The organism is Enterococcus sp. E4-223 (assembly GCF_035727065.1).
Lineage (GTDB): Bacteria > Bacillota > Bacilli > Lactobacillales > Enterococcaceae > Enterococcus_B > Enterococcus_B faecium.
In genome coordinates this window covers 27,905-48,633 of the sequence record NZ_JAPMLH010000006.1, presented here as the reverse complement: position 1 = coordinate 48,633, position 20,729 = coordinate 27,905, and the positions used below count along the sequence as shown (strand labels likewise).

The window sequence follows — 20,729 nt, the reverse complement described above, 5'->3', positions numbered from 1 at the left end:
TAGTAAAGTATCTGAACTATTAATTTTTAAACTATCATTTTTATCCTCAACTACATGCACATCTGTTGCAACTTCACTTTCTGTCTCATCCAGATAAATGATTAAGGAATCGGGAATTGCAATATCTTCAGCTGACGCTGGAATAGTTGAGCTAAATTAGTCATCATATCTTTATTATAAAATAACCAACAGCAAAAAATACAATGAAAAACAAACTTGGAACTAATGTATCATTAATAAATGTTGAAAAATTCAGCAACTCATTACTGTATGATTTTAGCAGCCCAACCAACATATACCCTATAAAAGCTAATAAGATGGTTAGGAATCCTTTAGAATTTTTACTCATTCATAAACACTTCCTTAAATAGCTTTTATTATAGAAGGTATTGTAAATAATAATATTGACAAAAAGTGACTCAAAATAAAAAAAACCTTACATTATACTGGAATGAACTGTATTGATAGTGTACCTAAAAGCTCTACTGACATAAGATCGTGTAATCGGTAAAGTAATTTTATTAATTATACGGGATGTAATCAATTAGAGAATAAACTAATCATAAAAGGTACTTTTACATTCATAATTGTCGCTTTGAGATTCTACTTTGGTTCACTATCTGACCCAATTGCACATTTTCGAGCATTACAAGTATTGGTGTCGTTAGAACAACTAAATAAAAACTAGCGGTAGATTTTTCAGAATCTATGCTAATTTCTGTACGGATGTTCCAGTGATGGCAAATTTCTCTTTTCATTGTTTTTCTTGTCGCATGATATGCCTTTTTGTGTTATTCAGTTAAACTATAGAAATTCTTTCCTAGACAGATCTTGATCCCAAATTTTACGTTTTTGAGCATCGATATAGTTTAAAATGATATTACTCATATCTAAAGAGTTTAGATTTTTTAGGACTAAAACTGTCAGTTGTTCTTTTTCTTCTTTCTGTTAAAGTATTGTCGCGACTTTTCGTATACGTTAAGATATGTCGTGAAAAAACAAGTTTTGTGACACAAAAAAACGAATGACTTGAGGAAATCACCTCAATCATTCGTTTAAAATGCTATATATTCTTTAGTTTAAGATACGGAAATTAATCCCATCGACCACACTAGTAGAATGAACGACATTTACTTGGCCTTTTTTTAATTTCGTTATGTTTAGCATATAAAAATATTATAGAGTTTACTTACAATGCTTAAAACATATACTGTATAATCTGATCAATTTTAGCCATGTCTTGCAATGGTAAGTTTTCTATTTTTTTGAGTTTTCGTTTCTTAAAATCAAGAGATTTTAATTGTGTAATAATTACTTGTCCTTTTATATCTAGCTCTTCAGGTAATGAGTAACGTGTCGGTAAATTCTTTATAGTGGAAGTAATTGGACATATGACCGAAAACATTGTTTTACGGTTAAATTCATAACGAGAGACGACTAGTCCTGGTCGTCTTTTTTGAATTTCTTTTCCTACTGAGGGATCAAAATCAATCCATACAATATCACCTTTTTTAGGAATATAAATTCTTTCTCCTGACACTATAAAATTTCTCTCCCTTCAGGAGTTAAATCTTCCCATTCGTCTTTCTCATAATACTCGGCCTCTTCCCCACCACTAAATGGATCTTCAATTTTTGGAACTAACGTAATTGTTCCATCATCAGAATACACAACGATATATTCTTGGTTTTCTGAAGGTTTCTTTCCGTTATCAGAAGGTAAAGTTACCACTACAGAACTTCCTTGTAATCTAGATTTTGTAACAAGCATTATCATCACTCCCTTAATAAAAGTATACTATATAACACTAAGTAACGCAAAATTCCCCTTTGTAAACTATCTAGAAAATTGTTTTGTTTAAAGTATATCTTATTGGATATAAATAGAAATAAATTGTAGCCAGTTCATTTTTTCTTTAAATAAAAAAATAATCCAAGAAACATTGAACCTATGGATCCAAAAGCTACCCAAATACTATAGCTAACCCCCCGCTACCTTCAATTTTGCAGATAAAACGCTTTGGGAGAAAATTTCAAAGACAACAGGCCATCCTATCATGCCCGATTATAAACAAAAAGCTGGCTATTCCTTTTGCTCTGACAAATTTCAATTGGGAAAGTTCACGAAACTAGCAGGTGAAGAAGTTTCAACTGTTCGGATCAAAGAATGCCCGATTCAAATAGAAACGTTGGTTCAACGAATTTCAACTAGAGAAGACTTTGCTATTGTAGAATGTGAGATCGTAGCTATTTTTGTAGAAGAAGGGATTTTACATGATCCAACTCATATCAATGTGGATAAATGGCAACCTCTTATCTATAAACTCAGAGAATATACAACTGCCAACCAGTCGTTAAGTTTGAATTTTAGATTCCAAGAATTCAAAGAGTCATAATGATAAACATCGTTAGGTATAAATAAAAAAGACTCGCAGCACGAGTAAAAAACAAATAGAAGCTATAACTGTGACTCTATAGATGCAGTATATGCAGCTTATGAGCATTTCTTCTGTTCTCTTTGTTTTTGGGATCTGTGCTGAAGTCTTTTTCGTTTTTTGCCGCTCTTTCTTTGAAAAATCGATTATGTTATACCTTCTCCATTACTAATTCAGGCATCTGCTGAGTAATGATTTTTCGCGCAAAAGAAATATCTGTTACCCAAGGTTCGATTTGTTCTTCAGTCAAGACAAGCGGCATTCGGTCATGGATTGGTGCGACTGTGCGGTTAGGTTCAGTAGTCATTATGATTGATTCTGCCATTTTTTCATCCTGATGGCTACGATAAAAACCGCCAATATACACTATTTTTTCCTTATTTGAAAACATAAATTTGTCTTTTTCTTCATTCCACTCATAAAAGCCACTCATTGGGAAAACACAACGATTTTGCAAAAATGGTTGATGAAAGGTCTTTTTTTCTTCTACTGTCTCTGCACGGGCATTAATCATCAATTGTCCTTTTTTAAATCCGGTAAATCCCCACTTCATGATTTCCGGAGTGAGGATGTTTTCTTCCTCTTTTCTTAACGTCACAACAAGATTTGACGGAAAAACTTCTCCAGCTGCTAATTCTGCTGCCTGCTCCGGTTGTTTCTTCTGGGCTTCTCGATAATAATTCTGAAGGAGCTCTGACTCTAGATCAAAAAAATAACGACCACACATCCTAATCCCTCCCAATCTTTTTTTCTATCATACACTGCAACAAGAAGTTCGCACCAACAAAACGCTTTCAATTTGTGTAGAACTAAAAAAGTTGTGACAAGTGACAAACTCTCCAGTGAATGGTATTCTCCTGCCAACTCCTCGGTCACAAGTCACAATATTCAACAAACATGAGAAGCTGCTTTTTGAAATTGTTCCTTGTGACTCGGAGTGAAACGGCAGGCTTACGACCTCTGGGTAAACGGTGTTCCAAAGCCAGTTTCTCGGTATTAAGCCAAATTTATGCAAAAATGTAGAAAGCCATTTTCACAAAATTTTTCTTAATACTCGAAACTAAGCGACTTTTTCACAACCTCTTCCTTAAACGGTGTTCCAAAGCTTGCATCTGCGGTAATAAGCCCAACCAAACGAAAAATATGAGCAGCTATTTTTATTTGGCTGTTCTTATTACTTGATGCAGGGCAGCTTTTTCACAACCTCTCCACTAAACGGTGTTCAATCAGCTAACCTTCGGTATTAGCTCAAAAAACGGCAAAATATGAGGAACTATTTTGCCGTTTGTTTCTCTAATACTCAGGTCAAAGCGCTGATTTCACAACCTCTAATACACGGTGTTCCAGAAGTAGCTTCTTCGAAAAATAAGCCGAAATTTCACAAAAATTTGAGAAGCAATTTTCGTAAATTCCTTCTTATTTCTTGAAGCTGACCACTTCTGTCACAACCTCTAATTATTAAAGAACCTTTTGCGAAGTTAACAATCTTTCTTTGATCAATTGGAAATTCTGTCTAAGTAGTGATAGATCTTGTGTGACTTTCAACAATAAGATACTGCCCTGGATTTCAGCAATCAACGCTTTGGCTTGACGGTCTGCCTCTGCATCGGACAGTTTTTCTTCAGAAAGTGCCAGGATATTTTGTTTCGTATACTTGACCCATTGATTGACTAATTCTAGTAGCAACAGACGGTATTCTTCATCCACTGTACTCAACTCAATAATCAAATTACCTACAGGACAGCCATGATAAGTGATCTGTGTCTCATGATCAGCAAAAATCCAGTCCAACATTTCTTCTAATGCTTCTTCTGGCTGTTTTCCAGCATTTAAGATGTCTTCGAACAATTCTGTCTGCCATACGTCCATATGCGCATGGATCACCGCTAGACAAACTTCTTTTTTTGAAGAAAAGTAATAATAAAATTGACCTTTTCCTGTATCAGAAGCTGCTAGAATATCTCGGATTGACGTTTCATGATAGCCTTTTTTATAAATAAGATCTTTGGTCGCTTCCAAGATCTTTTCCTTTGTTTTCAATGATATTCTCCTTTTTCATTTCTCATAGTCCTATATTATACAGTAAATTCATCATTTTTTCTTCTTAATCGTTCAAAAAAGACTGTGCCAAATTATCTGACACAGCCCTCATTATAAAACTGTTCTCATATAGCTAGATGTTCATTGATTCAAGAACTGCGAGGACAAAAGCAATTCCTATCTTATGATAGTTGCTCTAATACTTCCTCTGTTGTCATCACTTGATCTGCAATAAAGCCAAAGTTCGTCAACGCTGCATCCATTGCTTCTTGACCAGGAGCACCAATTGCATCTGTCGCTACCACAACATTGAATCCACTCTCTACCAATTCACGCATATGGGAATCGCTACACAAGTTTCCGTTCATTCCACCAAGAATCACTGTGTCGATTCCATTTTTTCTCAATTGAAGCGCTAAGTCGTTGCTTTCTGGTCCAAAGATTTTATGAGGAGAGCTGATGATCGTATTTTCATCCAAATATGGTTTCAATTCTTCGATGAAATCAGCTCCTGAACCTTCTTCAACTGATTCATATTGACTTTTTCTAGCAAACATCTGCTGTTCAAGCATCATGTGTTCTCCTGCACCGCCAAATTGCCATTTATGGTCATGTGGGTAAAAATAATGAGGAGAAATAAAGAGTTTGTATCCTTTTTCTTTTGCTTGTTTCACCATTTCGATCATGTTTTCGATCGTATTGTATTTTTCTAAGATATCTTTTGTCAAACCAAAGCCACCGCCTGCTGGTTTCAAGAACTCGACTTGCGGGTCAGTGAGAACTACTGCTGTATTTTTATTATTGAACATGGTGGATTCTCCATTCGTTATTTATTTTAATACATCATTTAGAGCTTCACTCATTGTTGGATGAGAATAGATTTGATCTCTCAATAACGTATAAGGAAGTTTTCCATTCATAGCTAGCGAAATCAAGTTGATGACTTCATGAGAATCTTCCGCATAGATACTTGCCCCTAGAATCAAGTCAGTTTCAGGGTCGACTAAAACTTTGAATACACCTTTAGGATCTTCTAATACTTGTGCTTTAGGGACACCGCTTGTCATATACTTGAATAATTTGTAATTGACGCCTTGTGCTTTGGCTTGTTTTTCTGTTAAACCTACATTGGATAAAGTCGGAGTGATAAATACACTGTAAGGCACAGCTTTCCGGTTATTCGTTGTTCGTTTATTCTCGCCCTTCAACTGATCCATAATGATTCGATAATCATCTAGAGAGATATAAGTGAACTGCAATCCGCCTTTGACGTCTCCAATCGCCCAAATGTTGTCTGCATCTGTACGAAGGTATTCATCCACAGCGATTGCTCCGCGATCTGTTAGTTTAACATCTGTATTTTCTAATCCAAGTGATGCTGTACTTGGTTTTCTTCCAGTTGCAGCCAAAACTTTTGACGCTTGGATTGTTACTTCTTGGCCATCTTCTGTAAAGGTGACGGCAACTGTTGATTCTTGGTCTGCTACTTGATCTACAGATACACCTAGATGGAATTCGATTCCCACATTTGTCATGTCTTCTAAAATCATTTGCGCGATATCTTCATCTTCACGAGGAAGAAATTCAGGATGGGCATCAAGAACGACAACTTTAGATCCGTATTCATTGAACATTGATGCAAATTCCAAGCCAATATATCCAGCCCCGATGATCACTAATTTTTCCGGTAATTGTTCCTGATCCATTGCTTGCGTAGAATCAATCAAGTAGCGACTTGTATTCAATCCTTTGATTGGTAAAATGATTGGTTCAGAACCAGTATTGATGAAAATCCGTTCGCCTTCAACAATCACTTTTTCGCCATTATTCGTCACTTCGATTTGATGGTTAGAAAGAAAACGTGCTGTACCGTCCATCACTGTCCCAGTTGCCTCATCACTGATCATATGATAATTTTTGGCTCGAAGCATGCCCGTCAATTTTTCTTTCCGAGCAACAGCCTCTGTAAAGTCGATTCCTCTTTCTCCATTGAAAATCAATGATTTAGAAGGAATACAGCCGATGTTGATACATGTTCCGCCATACATACGTGTTGACTTTTCAACGACTAAAACCGATTCGCCTTTTGAAGCTAACGCCTTCGCTAAAGTCTTACCGCCCTTTCCAAAACCGATCACAATATTTTGATATTTTTCCATCATTTTTCCCTCGCTTCTTTTTTACCTACCGATTGGTACAAAAATATGATAACCGATAATCGTCTATTTTCCAAATCATCTGCTTTATTTGTCAAAAAAACCAGACAAAAAGCGGTCCTTTCACGTTTTTAGTCTGGTTCGATTTCCTTTATTCTTCTAAACAATCGTTACTTCTACATCGATATTTCCTCTAGTTGCTTTGGAGTAAGGACAGAATTCATGCGCATCTTCTGCAATTTTTTGGGCTTCTTCTTCGCTGATGCCATCGATATGCACTTCTAATACTACACCGATCTGATAGCCGCCATCATCTAAATTATAAAGAGAGACACGTGCTTTTACTGTGGACTCTGCTGTCATTCCTGCTTCTTTGATCATATGTTGTACCGCCCCATTGAAACAAGAAGCATAACCTGCTGCAAATAATTGTTCTGGATTTGTTCCTTCTGCATGGATTCCTGGAGGAGTGATTTTCATATGCATCGAGCCATTTGGTGCCTCGACTTCTCCATTGCGCCCGCCATGGTTGATCATTGCTGTTTCGTATGCTTTTTTCATTGTACTGCTCCTTTCGATTGACCATTTGCTACTTGGCTATAACTATAGTGTATGACAAGTAAGGCGCTTTCTACAAAAATTCTGCTTATTCGAATACCAGAATGCCGTCTTCTACTATTTTTCCAAAAAACAAAAAAATACTACTCGTGAACAACAGCGTCATATTTGTTCCAAAATAAATAGCAATCTTTTCTACATAATCTTTTATATGATTGATTTTAAGATACATATATACCAGAAAGTTGACCCCATAAACCAATACTGTTAAAAAAATAACCATATTCGTTACCATTTTTTCCTCCTTTTGCTGGTCTCCCTACCAGCACTCGATTTAACCATACCACTTTTTTTGCCGTCCAAGCAACTAGCCTTTCAAAAAGACTGGTTTATTCTGCTGTTAATGATTCAAGATCAGAAAAATGTCCGAATAATTTTGCTAATTTTACTAACGCCAACTTGTTCTTTCCGAATTCATCATTTTCTATCTGTAATACTAGTAACGGCTCATGTAAGCTTAAACGGATCAAAAACCAGCCGTTTCCGTATGGCTCTTCTAGATCATATCGAATACCTTCTTCATTTGCCGGGTCGAAGTTCATCCCTTTTTCTTCTTCCAACAGTCGCTTCATTTCTTCTAATATCTTGTTTCCTTGTTCGTGTGGTTCATCGCTGAACAATTTTAGTCGGATTTCTTGTACTTCTACGGGCTGTTTCAACTCTTTGATTTGTTCATCTAATGTGATACCTTTTCTTTTTAATTCTGGCAAAAGCATCAGGATCTTTGCGATGACATATGCACCATCATCCAGAAAATAGTTTTCCTTGAATGCAGCGTGTCCGCTTGTTTCGATGGCTAGCTGTGTATCTTTCCCAAGACGGTTAAGTTCTAATGCTTTATTGATTACATTTCGATAGCCGGAAATATAACGAACTTGGATGCCTCCTTTTTCTTCAATGAATCTTTGTAGATGAGAAGAAGTAGGGGAATTCGTCACGATTCTTGTTCCTGGATGCTCTTTTAATACGATTGTACTTAATACTGCGATCAAATTATTTCGATTGATCACTGTTCCAGAAGCACTGATAACTGCAGAACGATCCACATCTGTATCGAAAATGATCCCAAGATCTGCTTCATTTGCTAAAACAGCCTGCTTGATACTTTCCATCGCTTCTTTATTATCAGGATTTGGGATATGATTAGGAAATCGGCCATCTGGTTCCAAAAATTGGGAACCTGTTGAATCCGCACCTAAGCTATTCAATACTTTTTCAGCAAAGAATCCACCAGCACCATTTCCGGCATCAACAATGATTTTCCAACCATTTAGTGGTTTGCTTTCTAGTGTTCCAATCCCCTTTTTAATTTTTGTGACTAAATCTTGCGCATAAGGTGTCAAAAGGTCTGCTTTTTCTACGCTTCCAGTTTGTTCGCTTTTTATTTTTTGCTGCTGTGATAGGATAAAAGCAATATCTTCTTTTTCTGCTCCTCCTTCTGAGGTAAAGAATTTTATTCCATTATAATAATAGGGAAGATGGCTAGCAGTCAGCATAACCGCAGCATCGCACGAGAACTGTTCAAATTGAGTGGACATAAACATAGCAGGCGTAGTAGCTAATTCGAAATCGATGACATGTATCCCTTGTTCTTTCAGACTTTGGATCAACGCCTCTTTCAGTGCTGGTCCGCTTATCCTACTGTCATGACCAATCCCAATCGTCCATTTTTTATTTGGATCGGTTGACTTCTTCTTTTTCTTTATCCAGTTTGCTAGTCCCCAGCCGATCTTTTTTACCATGTCTGTCGTCAAGTTTACTTCATATCCTTCAACTGGTAATGCGATTCCTCGAATATCCGATCCGTTTTGTAGCGCTTTCATACCTTTCATATAAAAGTCCTCCTCATTTATTCCCTCATTTTTTCCAGCTTTTCTGCAAATCGCTGTGCTTCTTCTTCTGAGCGACAAATAATAATGAATGTATCTACACCGGCCATCGTTCCGACAACTTCAGGGTAAGCCACTTCATCTAGCCAATTCGTTACCACATCGGCACCATTTCGTTCAGTCAATACGATGACCATGAACTGAACAGACTGGATACGCAAAACCTCGCGTCTAATTGCTGTACGCAAACGTTCTTCATTTAAAGAAACAGATGGCTGGTTAAATAATGTATAGCGTACTATTTTGTTTTCATTTTGACTTTTTACTAACTTCATTTCTCGAATGTCTCGAGAAATCGTTGCTTGAGTCACATCGGCGCCTGCTTCATGCAGCCGCGCAAGCAGCTCTTCCTGTGTCCCAATAGGTTGTTCTGTAATGATCTGGCGGATCAGTGCTTGTCGCTGTTTCTTTTTCATATTAGACACCTCTCAATGTTGATTATAGCAAAAGATAAGTAATATTTCTTCATATTTTGGTATTTTTTACTTTTATTTTTTGTTTTCATTCAGGTTGCTAACCTTTTTCTATTTTAACACGCAAAATCGTCTTCATTTTTTCAGGTGCTGATTTTCTTGGATCGCTGATGTAAATCTCTTTGTGTTCTTTAGAAGCTCTTTCATAGCCTTCTTTTGCGATGAATGCTTCTAATTTCTCAAACGTTGCTGGTTCTTCGTCATAGGGCCCGACGTGTAAGATTTGGGCACAAAGACCTTCTTCCATCTTTTTGAATACTACTTGTTCTTTCAAGTCTTCCGGAAGTTTGCTAGAACGCTGAATGGCTTCTTGTGCTATCGCTTCTGTAACAAAGTCAGGCTGTCGGATCATCAATTGATAAGAAAAATGTTCTTTTTTCATCACTGGTTCATGCAAATACTTTTCTTGCAGTCCCCATTGTCCTTCCAGTGGACAGACACTATACATCTGATAATCAGGAATCAGCCAATTTTTTTTAGGCGACATGCGTATTGCATAGCTGACTGCATATAGACAGGCTACTCTTCGTTTAAAGTCTTCCTGATTCGGGTCGCCGATCCCTCTGATGCTAAAGAATGGTTTTTTAGGAACCTCTAGTATTTGCGGGCTTTTTTTCATACTATAGCTCTTGTCTTTACGCCATTCAATTTTTTCCATTTTTCTTCCTCCGCGAAATTCCATTTAGTTATTTATTATCATACCTCTTTTTGAGTGACTTGGCTAATCGTGTTGACACTATTTTTCAGTTTGTGCTAGAATAAGTTAAGTAAATAAATCGTACAGATAACACGTTTCGGCGTGTCGAGAGAGAGGCGGTTTCTATTTTTATAATAGAAATCACTCTCTTTTTTTACGAAATTTTTTAGAGGTGATGTAAATGACAAAACAAAAACAGCTGCTTTTAGTACCTGCAGTAATTGCAACAGGGATGATGTCTTTTGCGGGCGTATTGATCGAGACGGCCATGAATGTAACTTTCCCAACTCTTATCAGACAGTTTGATTTAACGACTGCACAAGTCCAATGGGTAACAACGATTTATCTTTTGATGATTTCGATCATTGTTCCGCTGTCTACTTATTTGAATCGCAATTTTAGTCTCAAAAAACTCTTTTTAGCTTCAAATCTGCTTTTCTTGGCAGGTATAATGATCGATTTCTTCTCTCCTACCTTCATGGTCCTATTGTTTGGTCGATTGCTCCAAGGTGCAGCGACAGGTATCGCTCTTCCGTTGATGTTCCATATTATCTTGACGTTTGCCCCCCTCAATCGACGAGGCGCGATGATGGGTGTCGGTACTTTGACAACGGCCATTGCTCCAGCAATTGGTCCCACTTATGGAGGCATTATGACTTCACATTTTACATGGAATCATATCTTCCTGTTTCTTGTGCCCGTTTTGATTCTTTCTTTGATTATCGGCTGGTTTGCTATTCCCGAGATGGCAGTACAAAAAAGTGGTTATTTGGATTGGATAAGCGTTTTAGGAATTTGTCTTTTGTTTAGTGGAAGTCTAACATTTTTGAGTACGTTGGGAACAGTTTCCAGCTGGATTGCTTTAATCATCGGCGGTATTGGCTGGTTCCTTTTTTACTATCGAAGTAAAAAAGTGGAGCATCCGCTGATCCGACTGTCTATTCTTTCAAATAAAACATTCCGCTTGTTTTTGATTGGCTTCTTAGTTTATCAGTTTTTATTACTTGGTGTATCTTTTGTCTTGCCGAATTTCCTTCAGATCGTTCAAGGAAGTAGTCCTTTTGTCGCTGGATTAGCGATGCTTCCCGGCGCAGCGGTTGGTGCTTTGCTTTCTCCTTTTTCCGGGAAAATGCTGGATCAATATGGTCCGAAGAAGCCAATTTTTGCTGGGCTGATTCTTTCTTTGATTGGTTGGCTAGCATTATTCCTACTCATAGGACACGCTTCAGTGGGTGTATTGATTGCTTGTCATGTGTTTTATATGATCGGTATCGGATTATCTTACAGCAATATGATGACCACCGGAATGAATGCACTGAATGAAGAACTACAAGGAGACGGGAACGCAATGTTCAATACCTTGCAGCAGTTTTCTGGCGCTGTGGCTACTTCATTAGTAGCGGTCATTATCAATTACGTCCAGCATCATACTTCCCATAACTATGAAGTGTCTACTACATTAGGATCAAAAGCAGCATTAGGCGTCTTGTTGCTGTTGCTTCTCGTAAGCTTTGCTCGATTCGCCTATTATCTGTTCTTTGCTAAAAAAGCGTAGATTCCATATACGGCAGGTGTTGCATCTGCCGTTTTTTTGTGTGAAAATGGTTGTTTGTAAAAGGAGGCTTTTTTATGGAAAAAATTGCCATTATCGGTGGCGGGATCATTGGTATGACCCTAGCCAGTTACTTAGATACATCAAAATTCAATGTTGCTTTATTTGATGAAGGGACAGGACAGGCAACGAAAGCTAGCGCTGGGATTATCTCCCCTTGGTTGTCGAAACGCAGAAACAAACAATGGTATCGTCTGGCTAAAGACGGCGCTGCTTTTTTCCCTAAACTTATAAAAGATTTCCAACTTGATCAAACGATTTACGCACAATCAGGGACACTTTTGCTTCGACCTGAAAAAGATTTAGCTGAATTGGCTGTTCTTGCCGAGAAACGAAAAGAAGAAGCTCCAGAAATTGGAAACATCGAATGGCTTTCACCTGAACAAACATCTCAAGCACTTCCGTTATTGAAACCAGCAGTTTCACTGCGTATCAGTGGTGGTGGTCGTCTGGATGGAAAAGCATACTTAGAACATCTTGGTCAGCGTTTAGCACAAAAACAAATGGAGCAGATCCAGGCAAAAGTCACTTTGCATAAGAAGAGCGATTCTTGGCTCATCAAGGGACCGTTTGGAGAATACACAGCTGATCGTGTAATTTTGACACCTGGCCCGGCACTTAAGCCTTTATTACAAGAATTAGGCTATGCTGCAGATATACGTCCGCAAAAAGGGCAGCTCTTAGCATTTCAGACATCTTATAAGATGAGTCAAGACTGGCCTGTTGCTATGCTTGACGGAGAAGCTGATTTCATTCCTTTCATGGATGGAAAGATCCTTTTAGGTGCTACCCATGAAAACGATCAAGGCTGGGATTTGGCTCCTACTAGCGAAGCTTATAAGGGATTGACTAAGAGTACAGAACAGTTCTTGACTGATCCAGATCAGATAAAAAACTGGCCATACGAGTTCCGTGTAGGTACCCGTGCTTATACGTCAGATTTTTCCCCATTTTTCGGCGTACTGCCAGATGATCCAAGCTTACTGGCTGCTAGCGGTCTAGGCTCTTCTGGCTTGACCACAGGTCCTTATATCGGCTATCTATTAGCCAACTTCTTAAATACTGGTCATTGGCCTACGGAAGATTATCAAAAGGACATCTCCACCTATATTACGAAAAATCCATCATAGAAAAACAGCTTTTTCAAGTAAGGATCCCGAGCGATATTGCGCATGGATTACTTCTTGAAAAAGCTGTTATTTTAGTTCAATTTCTGAATCAAATTCTCCAAACTTTCTTTTGCTTCATCTGGCAAGAGATCTTTTCCTATCTGAGCTTCAATGAATCGTAAACGAATATCAAGTCGTTGTTTCACCAGATTTTTATAGGACGTATCCTCAAAAGAAACAGGAAAATCTGGTATAGGTAAATAGTGGATGTCTTCAAATGGACCAAACGACTTGAATTCTGCCGTTTGTTGCACAATTCTTTCAATGATTGACAATGTCGTTTCAGGTTTGATTTTTTTATCATCGAAATATCCAGTATTCAGGACATAGCAGGCTGTTTGCTGTTTCAAAAACAACTCTCGAAAAGCTTGATAGTCTTCCCTAAGAGGATAGACACGGAAAGGATTAGCAAATGGTTCAATGACTAGCTCATCTAGCTGTCTTTTTGTAGTGATATTTTCCGCGTCTGATCGTTTTGTTGCTAATGTTGCACCAAAAGACGCTGCTAAAACTGGGTCATTGATCTTGATAATTGGCGGAAGCGAATCATCTTTCATGATCCAAAAAACAGCATCGATCTTTTCGCTAAGATGATCGACTCGGTCGGGTGTCGCATAACGTGATTTGACTGTCCGCCCATTTCCGTTTCGTATATCTCCTGTTACTAGGACTTTTTCTCCTTTACTTGTACATGTCACGCCCACATTCTGACAAGTAAGGAAAGAAGAAATGGCCGGATCATCAGACGGATAGTCTTGTGTTTTATCAAAGTAAGAAGGTTCCAAGGCAGTAGCAAAACCATTTTTTCGAGAAATAACGAAAGCATCGTCATGCAAGATCGAAACAGAGTGACCTTCCGTATGTTTTGCTAAGGTAATCGTTGATTTTCCAGAACCGGACAACCCAAATACAGCCATCGTATAGGTCTGGTCATTACTAGCATATTGTTTCATCCCACCGTGGCAGGCAATAAAACCATTGCGATTTCCCAATGCCCAAGCAAGCGTCAAAGTCGCTTTTTTTAATTCTCCAAAGTAACGTAATCCTAGCACAGCCGCTGTATTATGGAGAGCATCAAACAAAATGAGTCCATTGGGAAATGTTTCATGTGTCCACTCGGGATCACAAAAAATATAAAGATCTCCCTCATCAAAGGAAACAGACTTTTGATAAGTCTTTAAGATCTTCGAATTCGCTGGCTGAAAATTCAGCAAATAAGAATACAAATTGTTCTCAAATCCTTCTGGAATCAGCAAATGACTTTGCACAGAAAATTCTTCAGATAGGCCAACGATTACTTTTGTATGGTAAAACTGGCGCTTGCGACTTTGATACACAGCTTCTCTTAAAATTTTCTCGTATTTGCTTTGTTCCTTGTCTAAGTCCTCAAAGATCCGCCGAGCACTTGCTGTTCTTCCCACAATGCTTCCATCATTGAATACTAGTGTCCTGACATCAGCTGGTAAATCTAGTTCTTCAGCATGTGAGATTGTTAAATCTGTGATGATCGTTCCTGGACTCCCTTTTGCTAGTTGATAAGCTGTCTTCCTGTCAAAAACTTCATGAACATTATTACCGTAAAATGTCGTTTCTACAATCGATCGAATACTGGATAACAGTGGATTTCCACTTGTGATTTCGTTTAATTCGAGACTCTCTTTTGTACTCATGGCTCCTCCTCATTCCCTAAACAAAAAAACGTTTTCTTTATTATACATTATTCGAGTTTTTATTTGTACTGCTGCGCTGTGGGAAGCAAACGAGTTATTTTTCACACAAAAAAACCGAGAACTTGAATAAACAAGTTTCTCGGTTTCATCATTTTCCTTTTATCGGCTTAGTACCAGCCGTTTGCTAACCAGAATGTTTTAGCAGCATCCCATGAACCATAACGAGATGTTACATATTGTTCTGCTACACGTTCTTGATTGGCAGCTGAATAGTCGCCGTTTAAGTATGAAGCATCTAATTGATAACGGCCGATGTAACGTCCGTTAGTAGCTGTGTATGAACCGCCTGATTCTTTTTGTGCGATCCATTCTTTTGCAGAGCTTGAAGTTGGCGCTGTTGCAGCAGCTGGGGCAGCAGGAGCTACTTCAACTGTTTCAACAGGTGCAACGTATGTATGTTCTTGCGTTGCTGTTTCAGTTGTAGATGCTGTATTTTCTGTTGTTTTGTTTTCTGTTGTTGCTGAAGAATCATTTGAAGTTGGGATTGTTAATTGTTCACCAACATAAATGCGGTTGATGTTTGCGATCGAATTTTTTTCAGCAATTGCATCGATCATTGAGTTGTCTCCTGCAAATTTTTGTGAGATCTTAGATAATGAATCACCTGATTTTACTGTATAAACTTCATCAGCGTGAGCATTTGTAGTTCCTACAAACATTGCAGTAGCACCAGCAGCAAAAGTTGTACCTAAAACAATTTTCTTAAATGAATTCATATTAAACTCCTTTTTTTCTCCGTTTTTTATTCTTTCGACGCTATTAACTTTATCATTTAGAAATATTTCATAGGTAAAAGAATCATGACATTTAATGACAAAATGACGAATTATTTAATATTTGTAACATTTAAACAAATATTTTTTTGATACAAAACCATAAAAGCCTTGTTGTATAAGCAAAGTAATCGTTTTTCTATGTTTTTTTATTTTTGAATGAAAAACGCAGATTCTGTAACATTCACTGCAATAATCCATAAAAAAAAGCAAAAAAATTTTTGATTTTTATCAAATTCTCTTAAAAAAATGTAAAAAATACAAAAAAACCAGTAATTGTTACAACAATTACTGGACAAAAACTTTGAATAATGTTAACTATTTTTTTATTTTAACTTTCTCCGCAATAATTTCTGGGCATGTTCCAATTCGTTTATAACGACTTCTTCTGTTTCTTTAGCTAATATTTCATCTAATACATCAAGCCATTTTTCCGGTTCTTTTGTTCCTAGACGTCCAATAGCCCAAGCTGCTGTTCCTCTGATGACAGGGCGGACATCTATTAAACATTCTGAAATCTCAGGCAATGCCGTTCGATCACCTAGATTAGCTAAAGCAATCAATGCGTTTCTCTGCAAAGGTTTCTTCCCACGCCATGAACCAGCTAAATGCCCAAATTGCTGTTTGAAGTCTTTATTAGACATCGAAAGCATTGGCTTTAATTTTGGATATACTTCGTCTACTTTTGGTTCCATCTCTTCATGAAAATGAAAATCTTTTCCTTGATTGTAAGGGCAGACTAACTGGCAGATATCACATCCATAAATGACATTTCGCATTTTTTTACGATATTCTTCCGGCATCATCCCTTTTGTCTGAGTTTGATAAGACAAACATCGCTGGGCATTCATTCTTCCGTCACCAAGCAATGCTTTTGTCGGACAAGCAGTCACGCAGCGCATACAGTCACCGCAACCAAATTCTCCTGGTTTATCAGGCTCAAATACAATATTAGTAACGATCTCACCAAGATAGACAAATGAACCGAACTCTTCAGTGATCAACAATCCGTTTCGTCCAATAAATCCTAAACCAGCTCGCTGTGCTACAGCGACATCGATCAGTTCTCCAGTATCTACTTGCGGAGCTAGACGCCATTCCTCTTCTTTTTGCCATTTTTCTGCTCTTGTTTGGATGAATTCGATCAATCGGTTCAAACGGTCTCTGAGTATATCATGGTAATCGATCCCCCAAGAAGCACGAGCAAACTGTCCGCGTTTTTCATCCCTAGGCACTTCTTCATGGATCCTAGTAGGATACGCAAGTGCAATGGAAATGATCGATTTCGGCTGATCAAATGTCATTTCAGGATAAAGACGCTCATCGATATTTGGATGTTCAAAGCCAGAAGTATGGCCAGCTGCTTTTTGTTCTTCCAACGATTCTTTTAATGAATCAAAAGGTTCCGCCGTGGTGAACCCGATTTTGTCAATTCCTAATCGTTTGCTTTCTTGTATGATTTCTTCTTTTAATGTCATGGTCTTCCTCGCTTGCTGTTAACGGCTGTATAACCCATAATATAGTTTTTCTTTTTTCAGCTGGACAAACTGGATCTGCTGATCGGCAATCTTCTTTTCTTCCATCCATTTTTTTCTTGCAGCAAATACTTCCCAATAATTTGTTGAAATTAATTTTCTTTTGTTATCTAATGCATTAAAAAAATTCAATGAAACTGGTTTTGTACTTAACAGTTCATGGAGCCTTACCTCTTCCCATGGCGAAAACTCAGACAGATCGCGGGAATACAATACTTCTTCATAGAGATTTTTTTGCTGTGTGTACGTGAATGTTTGCGGGATTTTCCCAGGCCTGGCAATTTCTACTAGACGATTATAAAACATATTCATTAATTTGCTGTTGGCAATAAATTGACTTTTATAATAGGCCGACTGGATCTTTTTGATTACTCCTTCTGCTTTGATGACTGAAAATAATGCAGGCCATGCTTTGACGGTTATTTCGTCGTTTTGTTTAACTAATACGCCAGGTGTGAAGCCGACTGGAGAAAGGAACACAAAATAACCGATACCGGTATTTTCATCTAAAGGCTGAAATTCATCAAACAACCATTTGCCTATGTACAGCTCTTCATCTGGTTCTGTTGTCTCATTTTGATTTGCTATGAATAATTTAGCTAATTCTACTTCAAGAAATTGAAGGTCTTGATCCTTGTCGGTATTTTCCTGCTGGCTGATCAATCGAAAGACTTCTTCTTTAATCGTATATTTATCTTTACGTGTAAAATTCATAGCCACACCTTCCTTCCTTACTCTAACTATAACGGAATTTCTTCAAAAAAGGTATCTGTACGACGAAAAACAGCATAATTTTTTTCATATCTCTTATAAAAAATGCAAGGCCTGCTCCTCAAGCTAGACCTTGCACTTTTCAGCTTTCTTTTATTTGTGACAAACCTTCATGGATCGTTTCAATATTCCATTTCATCATCTGATAGTAAGAATCTCCTTGTTCTCCTTCTTTTGCTATGGAATCAGTGAACAGTTTATCATAGATTTTCAAACCCGTTTCTTTTGCTACCCGTTCCATGCTTCTTGAGTCTACACTGGTTTCCACGAATAAAACCGGTACTTCTTTTGCTCTTATCTGATCAATGATCGCTTTCATTTGATCAGGCGTACCTTGACTTTCTGTATTGATCTCCCATATATAAGCTGCTGGCAAATCATATGCTCGTGAAAAATACTTGAATGCCCCTTCACTTGTTACTAATAATTTTTTGTTCTCTTCGATAGAAGCAAAACTTTCCTTCGCTTGTGTATCTAATTCTTTTAGTTTTTCCACATATGCTTCTGCATTTTTTTTATAGAGTGTCGCATTTTCTGCATCTTTTTCAGAGAATATACGTGCGATTTCCTCCACATATTTTATTCCGTTAGATAGGTCTAGCCAAGCATGGGGATCTGCTTTTGTATGTTCTTCACCGCTAGTTAAATAAAGAGGTTCTACATTTTTGCTAACTGCAAAATAATCTTTTCCTTCTTCTTTTTTAGCCGTTTCCATCAAGTTATCGAACCAGCTGTTACCTGTTTCAAGATTCAAACCGTTGTATAAAATAACATCCGCATCGCTTGCCTTTTTGATGTCTTCTGGTAGTACTTCATATTCATGCGGATCTGTTCCGACTGGTACGATACTGTGGATATCTATTTGATCTGTTCCGACCTCTTTTGCCATGTCCGCCAAGATCGAATTGGTAGCCACGACTGACAACTTTTCTTTACTTCCTTCATCCGCTTGGTCAGAAGCCTGCTTTCCGCAACCGGCTAATACCAAGAAACTAACTGCCAAGATTAAAAAGAGTGATTTTTTTGTTTTCATCTATCTGCTTCCTTTCTGAAATAAAATTCCTTTTGTTGGAGAAAATAAAAAAGCAAGGATAAAAAATGCGGTACATGCTAACACGATCGTAGCTCCTGATGGCCAATTGTAACTATAACTGAAAAACACACCAACAACTGCACTTAGCATACCGATTCCTGCAGCTGTAATGATCATTTTCAGTAAATGGTTCGTTAGCAAGTAAGCCGTGGCGGCTGGTGTGATCAACATGGCAATCACCAAGATTGTTCCTACTGTCTGTAAACTGACTACAGCCACTAATGTCAAAAAGAACATCAAAAGATAATGGATCAGCGATGTGTTCAGCCCATAAGCTTTTGCCATTGTCGGGTCGAACGATGTGATCTTCAATTCTTTATAAAAGAAAAAGACAAATATCAAGACGATTCCACTAACGAGTGCTGTCAGCAACAAATCGCTTTCCCTAACAGCTAAGACATTCCCAAATAAAATATGATACAAATCTGTCGCACTCTGGGCATATGAAATCAAGATAATCCCTAATGCAAAAAAGGAGCTAAAGACAATTCCAATCGCTGTATCATTTTTCAATCGGCTCCGCTGAGTCACGAAACCAATCACTGCTGCTGTTAGCATCCCAAAAGCAGTGGCTCCAAAGATGTAACTAAAACCAAACATATAAGAAATGGCTACACCTGGAAGAACTGCGTGAGAGATAGCGTCTCCCATCAAAGACATCCCTCGTAAAATAATAAAAGAACCGATGACTCCAGAAGCAAGTCCTACAAGCATGGAAGTGACCAAAGCGTATTGCAGGAATTGATAATTCATTAATCCATCAATAAAGGATTGGATCATTTTTTCTCTCCTCCTTTTACTAAATGTCTGATGATCTCACCATAGGCCAATTGAAGGTTCTTCGATGTAAAGACTTCTTGTACTGGACCGGAAGCAATCAGCTGTTTATTTAAAAGAATAACCTCATCGAAATATTCTTCTACTTTATGAAGATCATGATGGACGATCAAAATCGTTTTTCCTGAATTCTTCAATTCCTGCAAGATGTCAAAGATCTTTCGTTCACTTAACGCATCAATCCCTACGAATGGTTCATCTAAAAAGATCCATTCTGCTCCTTGGGCTAGAGCTCTTGCAATAAAAACTCTCTGAAGCTGTCCACCCGATAGTTCGCTGATCTGTCTTTTGGCATATTCTTCCATCCCTACTTTTTTCAAAGCTTGTCTTGCATGTTCTTTTTCTTTTTTCCCAGGTCTTTGTCCAATTCGTAAAGATGGATATGTTCCTAAAAGTACAACGCCTAATACATCAATTGGAAAGGAAAGATCCAATTCACTTCGCTGTTCCACGTAGGCTATTTTTTTACGGACTGAGTTTACCGGCTGTCCAGAAAAGGTGACTTTACCAGTAGTAGCTGGTATCAACTCTAGCAAAGATTTCATAAATGTTGATTTTCCTGCACCGTTTGGTCCGATAATACCGGTAATTTTTTGTGGATTTATCGCCAAGTTGATAGTTTTCAAAACAGTTTTCCCTTGATAAGCGGCTGAAAGGTCTTGAATTACAATGGCCGTACGTTCCAAATTTTACACTCCTTTTTAGGTTTACCTAACTTTTTATTTAAATATAGTTTAACTAAAATGGAAAGCATTTTCAAGTAGAATGATGAAAAAGTTTTTTTCGAATTTTCCTCGCATTTTATGAAAATTTTCTGTAGAATCACATCAAGAGTTCAATAAGGCTAACCTAATAATGAAAAACATGTGTTGAAACGTTTGATTATTTTTTCTTGTTGACTC

General features: G+C 37.7%; 22 protein-coding genes. 3 read left to right on the top strand and 19 right to left on the bottom strand.

The features are described from left to right. Positions 1–163: 163 nt before the first annotated feature. From OS139_RS09300 to mazE, 3 genes are all read right to left on the bottom strand, one after another. The gene (locus OS139_RS09300; RefSeq protein WP_002304207.1) at positions 164–349 is read right to left on the bottom strand and encodes a hypothetical protein; all 186 of its coding nucleotides are present in this window, start codon (positions 347–349) and stop codon (positions 164–166) included. Positions 350–1,198: 849 nt separating this feature from the next. Continuing rightward, positions 1,199–1,540, bottom strand: coding sequence for a type II toxin-antitoxin system PemK/MazF family toxin (locus tag OS139_RS09295; RefSeq protein WP_002306003.1), 342 nt, complete (start codon positions 1,538–1,540; stop codon positions 1,199–1,201). Next, complete coding sequence (mazE, locus tag OS139_RS09290; protein ID WP_002323011.1) at positions 1,540–1,770, bottom strand: type II toxin-antitoxin system PemI/MazE family antitoxin; 231 nt, start codon at positions 1,768–1,770, stop codon at positions 1,540–1,542. The genes OS139_RS09295 and mazE overlap by 1 nt, the downstream gene beginning before the upstream one ends. A 286-nt stretch (positions 1,771–2,056) precedes the next feature. Here mazE and OS139_RS09285 point away from each other — a divergent pair, with 286 nt between their 5' ends. Continuing rightward, positions 2,057–2,395, top strand: coding sequence for a hypothetical protein (locus OS139_RS09285; RefSeq protein WP_002306002.1), 339 nt, complete (start codon positions 2,057–2,059; stop codon positions 2,393–2,395). A gap of 190 nt (positions 2,396–2,585) precedes the next feature. On the opposite strand, the gene OS139_RS09280 is transcribed toward OS139_RS09285, so the two are convergent. The 9 genes from OS139_RS09280 to OS139_RS09240 all read right to left on the bottom strand — a co-directional run bounded on the left by OS139_RS09280 (position 2,586) and on the right by OS139_RS09240 (position 10,268). Next, positions 2,586–3,161 (bottom strand): SOS response-associated peptidase, encoded by a 576-nt coding sequence (locus OS139_RS09280; RefSeq protein WP_002331662.1) that lies wholly within the window; start codon positions 3,159–3,161, stop codon positions 2,586–2,588. A 731-nt stretch (positions 3,162–3,892) separates the two neighbouring features. Beyond that, positions 3,893–4,474: a TetR/AcrR family transcriptional regulator gene (locus OS139_RS09275; protein WP_002331663.1), complete on the bottom strand. Its 582-nt coding sequence runs from the start codon at positions 4,472–4,474 to the stop codon at positions 3,893–3,895. Positions 4,475–4,656: 182 nt separating this feature from the next. After that, complete coding sequence (locus OS139_RS09270) at positions 4,657–5,283, bottom strand: cysteine hydrolase (RefSeq protein ID WP_002286816.1); 627 nt, start codon at positions 5,281–5,283, stop codon at positions 4,657–4,659. Positions 5,284–5,304: 21 nt separating this feature from the next. Then, positions 5,305–6,636 (bottom strand): FAD-containing oxidoreductase, encoded by a 1,332-nt coding sequence (locus OS139_RS09265; protein WP_002331664.1) that lies wholly within the window; start codon positions 6,634–6,636, stop codon positions 5,305–5,307. Positions 6,637–6,789: 153 nt separating this feature from the next. Further along, on the bottom strand, positions 6,790–7,191 hold the full coding sequence (locus OS139_RS09260) for an organic hydroperoxide resistance protein (RefSeq protein ID WP_002286825.1): 402 nt from the start codon (positions 7,189–7,191) through the stop codon (positions 6,790–6,792). Positions 7,192–7,276: 85 nt separating this feature from the next. Continuing rightward, on the bottom strand, positions 7,277–7,483 hold the full coding sequence (locus OS139_RS09255; protein WP_002293677.1) for a hypothetical protein: 207 nt from the start codon (positions 7,481–7,483) through the stop codon (positions 7,277–7,279). A gap of 94 nt (positions 7,484–7,577) precedes the next feature. Beyond that, positions 7,578–9,080: a phosphomannomutase/phosphoglucomutase gene (locus tag OS139_RS09250; protein ID WP_325066884.1), complete on the bottom strand. Its 1,503-nt coding sequence runs from the start codon at positions 9,078–9,080 to the stop codon at positions 7,578–7,580. Between the two features lie 17 nt (positions 9,081–9,097). Next, on the bottom strand, positions 9,098–9,553 hold the full coding sequence (gene argR / locus OS139_RS09245) for an arginine repressor (protein ID WP_002286829.1): 456 nt from the start codon (positions 9,551–9,553) through the stop codon (positions 9,098–9,100). 97 nt (positions 9,554–9,650) lie between these two features. Continuing rightward, positions 9,651–10,268 (bottom strand): GyrI-like domain-containing protein, encoded by a 618-nt coding sequence (locus OS139_RS09240; RefSeq protein ID WP_002331665.1) that lies wholly within the window; start codon positions 10,266–10,268, stop codon positions 9,651–9,653. 220 nt (positions 10,269–10,488) lie between these two features. On the opposite strand from OS139_RS09240, the gene OS139_RS09235 reads away from it, so the two are divergent. Both OS139_RS09235 and OS139_RS09230 read left to right on the top strand, forming a co-directional pair. Further along, positions 10,489–11,862 carry an MFS transporter gene (locus tag OS139_RS09235; protein ID WP_002293681.1) on the top strand — a complete coding sequence of 458 codons (1,374 nt, stop codon included), beginning with the start codon at positions 10,489–10,491 and terminating at the stop codon, positions 11,860–11,862. Positions 11,863–11,936: 74 nt separating this feature from the next. Next, the gene (locus OS139_RS09230) at positions 11,937–13,049 is read left to right on the top strand and encodes an NAD(P)/FAD-dependent oxidoreductase (protein ID WP_002286834.1); all 1,113 of its coding nucleotides are present in this window, start codon (positions 11,937–11,939) and stop codon (positions 13,047–13,049) included. Between the two features lie 71 nt (positions 13,050–13,120). Here the strand turns inward: OS139_RS09230 and OS139_RS09225 are convergent, their stop codons facing one another. From OS139_RS09225 to OS139_RS09195, 7 genes are all read right to left on the bottom strand, one after another. Then, positions 13,121–14,758, bottom strand: a complete 1,638-nt coding sequence (locus OS139_RS09225; RefSeq protein ID WP_002331666.1) for a phosphoenolpyruvate carboxykinase (ATP) — start codon at positions 14,756–14,758, stop codon at positions 13,121–13,123. Positions 14,759–14,925: 167 nt separating this feature from the next. Next, positions 14,926–15,534, bottom strand: coding sequence for a LysM peptidoglycan-binding domain-containing protein (locus tag OS139_RS09220; protein ID WP_002286836.1), 609 nt, complete (start codon positions 15,532–15,534; stop codon positions 14,926–14,928). Between the two features lie 383 nt (positions 15,535–15,917). Beyond that, complete coding sequence (gene queG, locus OS139_RS09215) at positions 15,918–17,069, bottom strand: tRNA epoxyqueuosine(34) reductase QueG (RefSeq protein WP_002331667.1); 1,152 nt, start codon at positions 17,067–17,069, stop codon at positions 15,918–15,920. Between the two features lie 18 nt (positions 17,070–17,087). Next, positions 17,088–17,840, bottom strand: a complete 753-nt coding sequence (locus tag OS139_RS09210) for a hypothetical protein (protein ID WP_002331668.1) — start codon at positions 17,838–17,840, stop codon at positions 17,088–17,090. A gap of 139 nt (positions 17,841–17,979) precedes the next feature. After that, entirely contained in the window at positions 17,980–18,930 is a 951-nt protein-coding gene (locus tag OS139_RS09205) for a metal ABC transporter substrate-binding protein (RefSeq protein ID WP_002297904.1), read from the bottom strand. Beyond that, positions 18,931–19,770 carry a metal ABC transporter permease gene (locus OS139_RS09200; RefSeq protein ID WP_002286845.1) on the bottom strand — a complete coding sequence of 280 codons (840 nt, stop codon included), beginning with the start codon at positions 19,768–19,770 and terminating at the stop codon, positions 18,931–18,933. Beyond that, entirely contained in the window at positions 19,767–20,513 is a 747-nt protein-coding gene (locus OS139_RS09195; RefSeq protein ID WP_002331669.1) for a metal ABC transporter ATP-binding protein, read from the bottom strand. The genes OS139_RS09200 and OS139_RS09195 overlap by 4 nt, the downstream gene beginning before the upstream one ends. Positions 20,514–20,729 lie beyond the last annotated feature (216 nt).

Coding starts and splice junctions, on each gene's coding strand:
- OS139_RS09300 (WP_002304207.1), bottom strand. CDS start 349: ATGAGTAAAAATTCTAAAGGATTCCTAACCATCTTATTAGCTTTTATA.
- mazE (WP_002323011.1), bottom strand. CDS start 1,770: ATGCTTGTTACAAAATCTAGATTACAAGGAAGTTCTGTAGTGGTAACT.
- OS139_RS09285 (WP_002306002.1), top strand. CDS start 2,057: ATGCCCGATTATAAACAAAAAGCTGGCTATTCCTTTTGCTCTGACAAA.
- OS139_RS09280 (WP_002331662.1), bottom strand. CDS start 3,161: ATGTGTGGTCGTTATTTTTTTGATCTAGAGTCAGAGCTCCTTCAGAAT.
- OS139_RS09270 (WP_002286816.1), bottom strand. CDS start 5,283: ATGTTCAATAATAAAAATACAGCAGTAGTTCTCACTGACCCGCAAGTC.
- OS139_RS09265 (WP_002331664.1), bottom strand. CDS start 6,636: ATGATGGAAAAATATCAAAATATTGTGATCGGTTTTGGAAAGGGCGGT.
- OS139_RS09260 (WP_002286825.1), bottom strand. CDS start 7,191: ATGAAAAAAGCATACGAAACAGCAATGATCAACCATGGCGGGCGCAAT.
- OS139_RS09255 (WP_002293677.1), bottom strand. CDS start 7,483: ATGGTAACGAATATGGTTATTTTTTTAACAGTATTGGTTTATGGGGTC.
- OS139_RS09250 (WP_325066884.1), bottom strand. CDS start 9,080: ATGAAAGGTATGAAAGCGCTACAAAACGGATCGGATATTCGAGGAATC.
- argR (WP_002286829.1), bottom strand. CDS start 9,553: ATGAAAAAGAAACAGCGACAAGCACTGATCCGCCAGATCATTACAGAA.
- OS139_RS09240 (WP_002331665.1), bottom strand. CDS start 10,268: ATGGAAAAAATTGAATGGCGTAAAGACAAGAGCTATAGTATGAAAAAA.
- OS139_RS09235 (WP_002293681.1), top strand. CDS start 10,489: ATGACAAAACAAAAACAGCTGCTTTTAGTACCTGCAGTAATTGCAACA.
- OS139_RS09230 (WP_002286834.1), top strand. CDS start 11,937: ATGGAAAAAATTGCCATTATCGGTGGCGGGATCATTGGTATGACCCTA.
- OS139_RS09225 (WP_002331666.1), bottom strand. CDS start 14,758: ATGAGTACAAAAGAGAGTCTCGAATTAAACGAAATCACAAGTGGAAAT.
- OS139_RS09220 (WP_002286836.1), bottom strand. CDS start 15,534: ATGAATTCATTTAAGAAAATTGTTTTAGGTACAACTTTTGCTGCTGGT.
- queG (WP_002331667.1), bottom strand. CDS start 17,069: ATGACATTAAAAGAAGAAATCATACAAGAAAGCAAACGATTAGGAATT.
- OS139_RS09210 (WP_002331668.1), bottom strand. CDS start 17,840: ATGAATTTTACACGTAAAGATAAATATACGATTAAAGAAGAAGTCTTT.
- OS139_RS09205 (WP_002297904.1), bottom strand. CDS start 18,930: ATGAAAACAAAAAAATCACTCTTTTTAATCTTGGCAGTTAGTTTCTTG.
- OS139_RS09200 (WP_002286845.1), bottom strand. CDS start 19,770: ATGATCCAATCCTTTATTGATGGATTAATGAATTATCAATTCCTGCAA.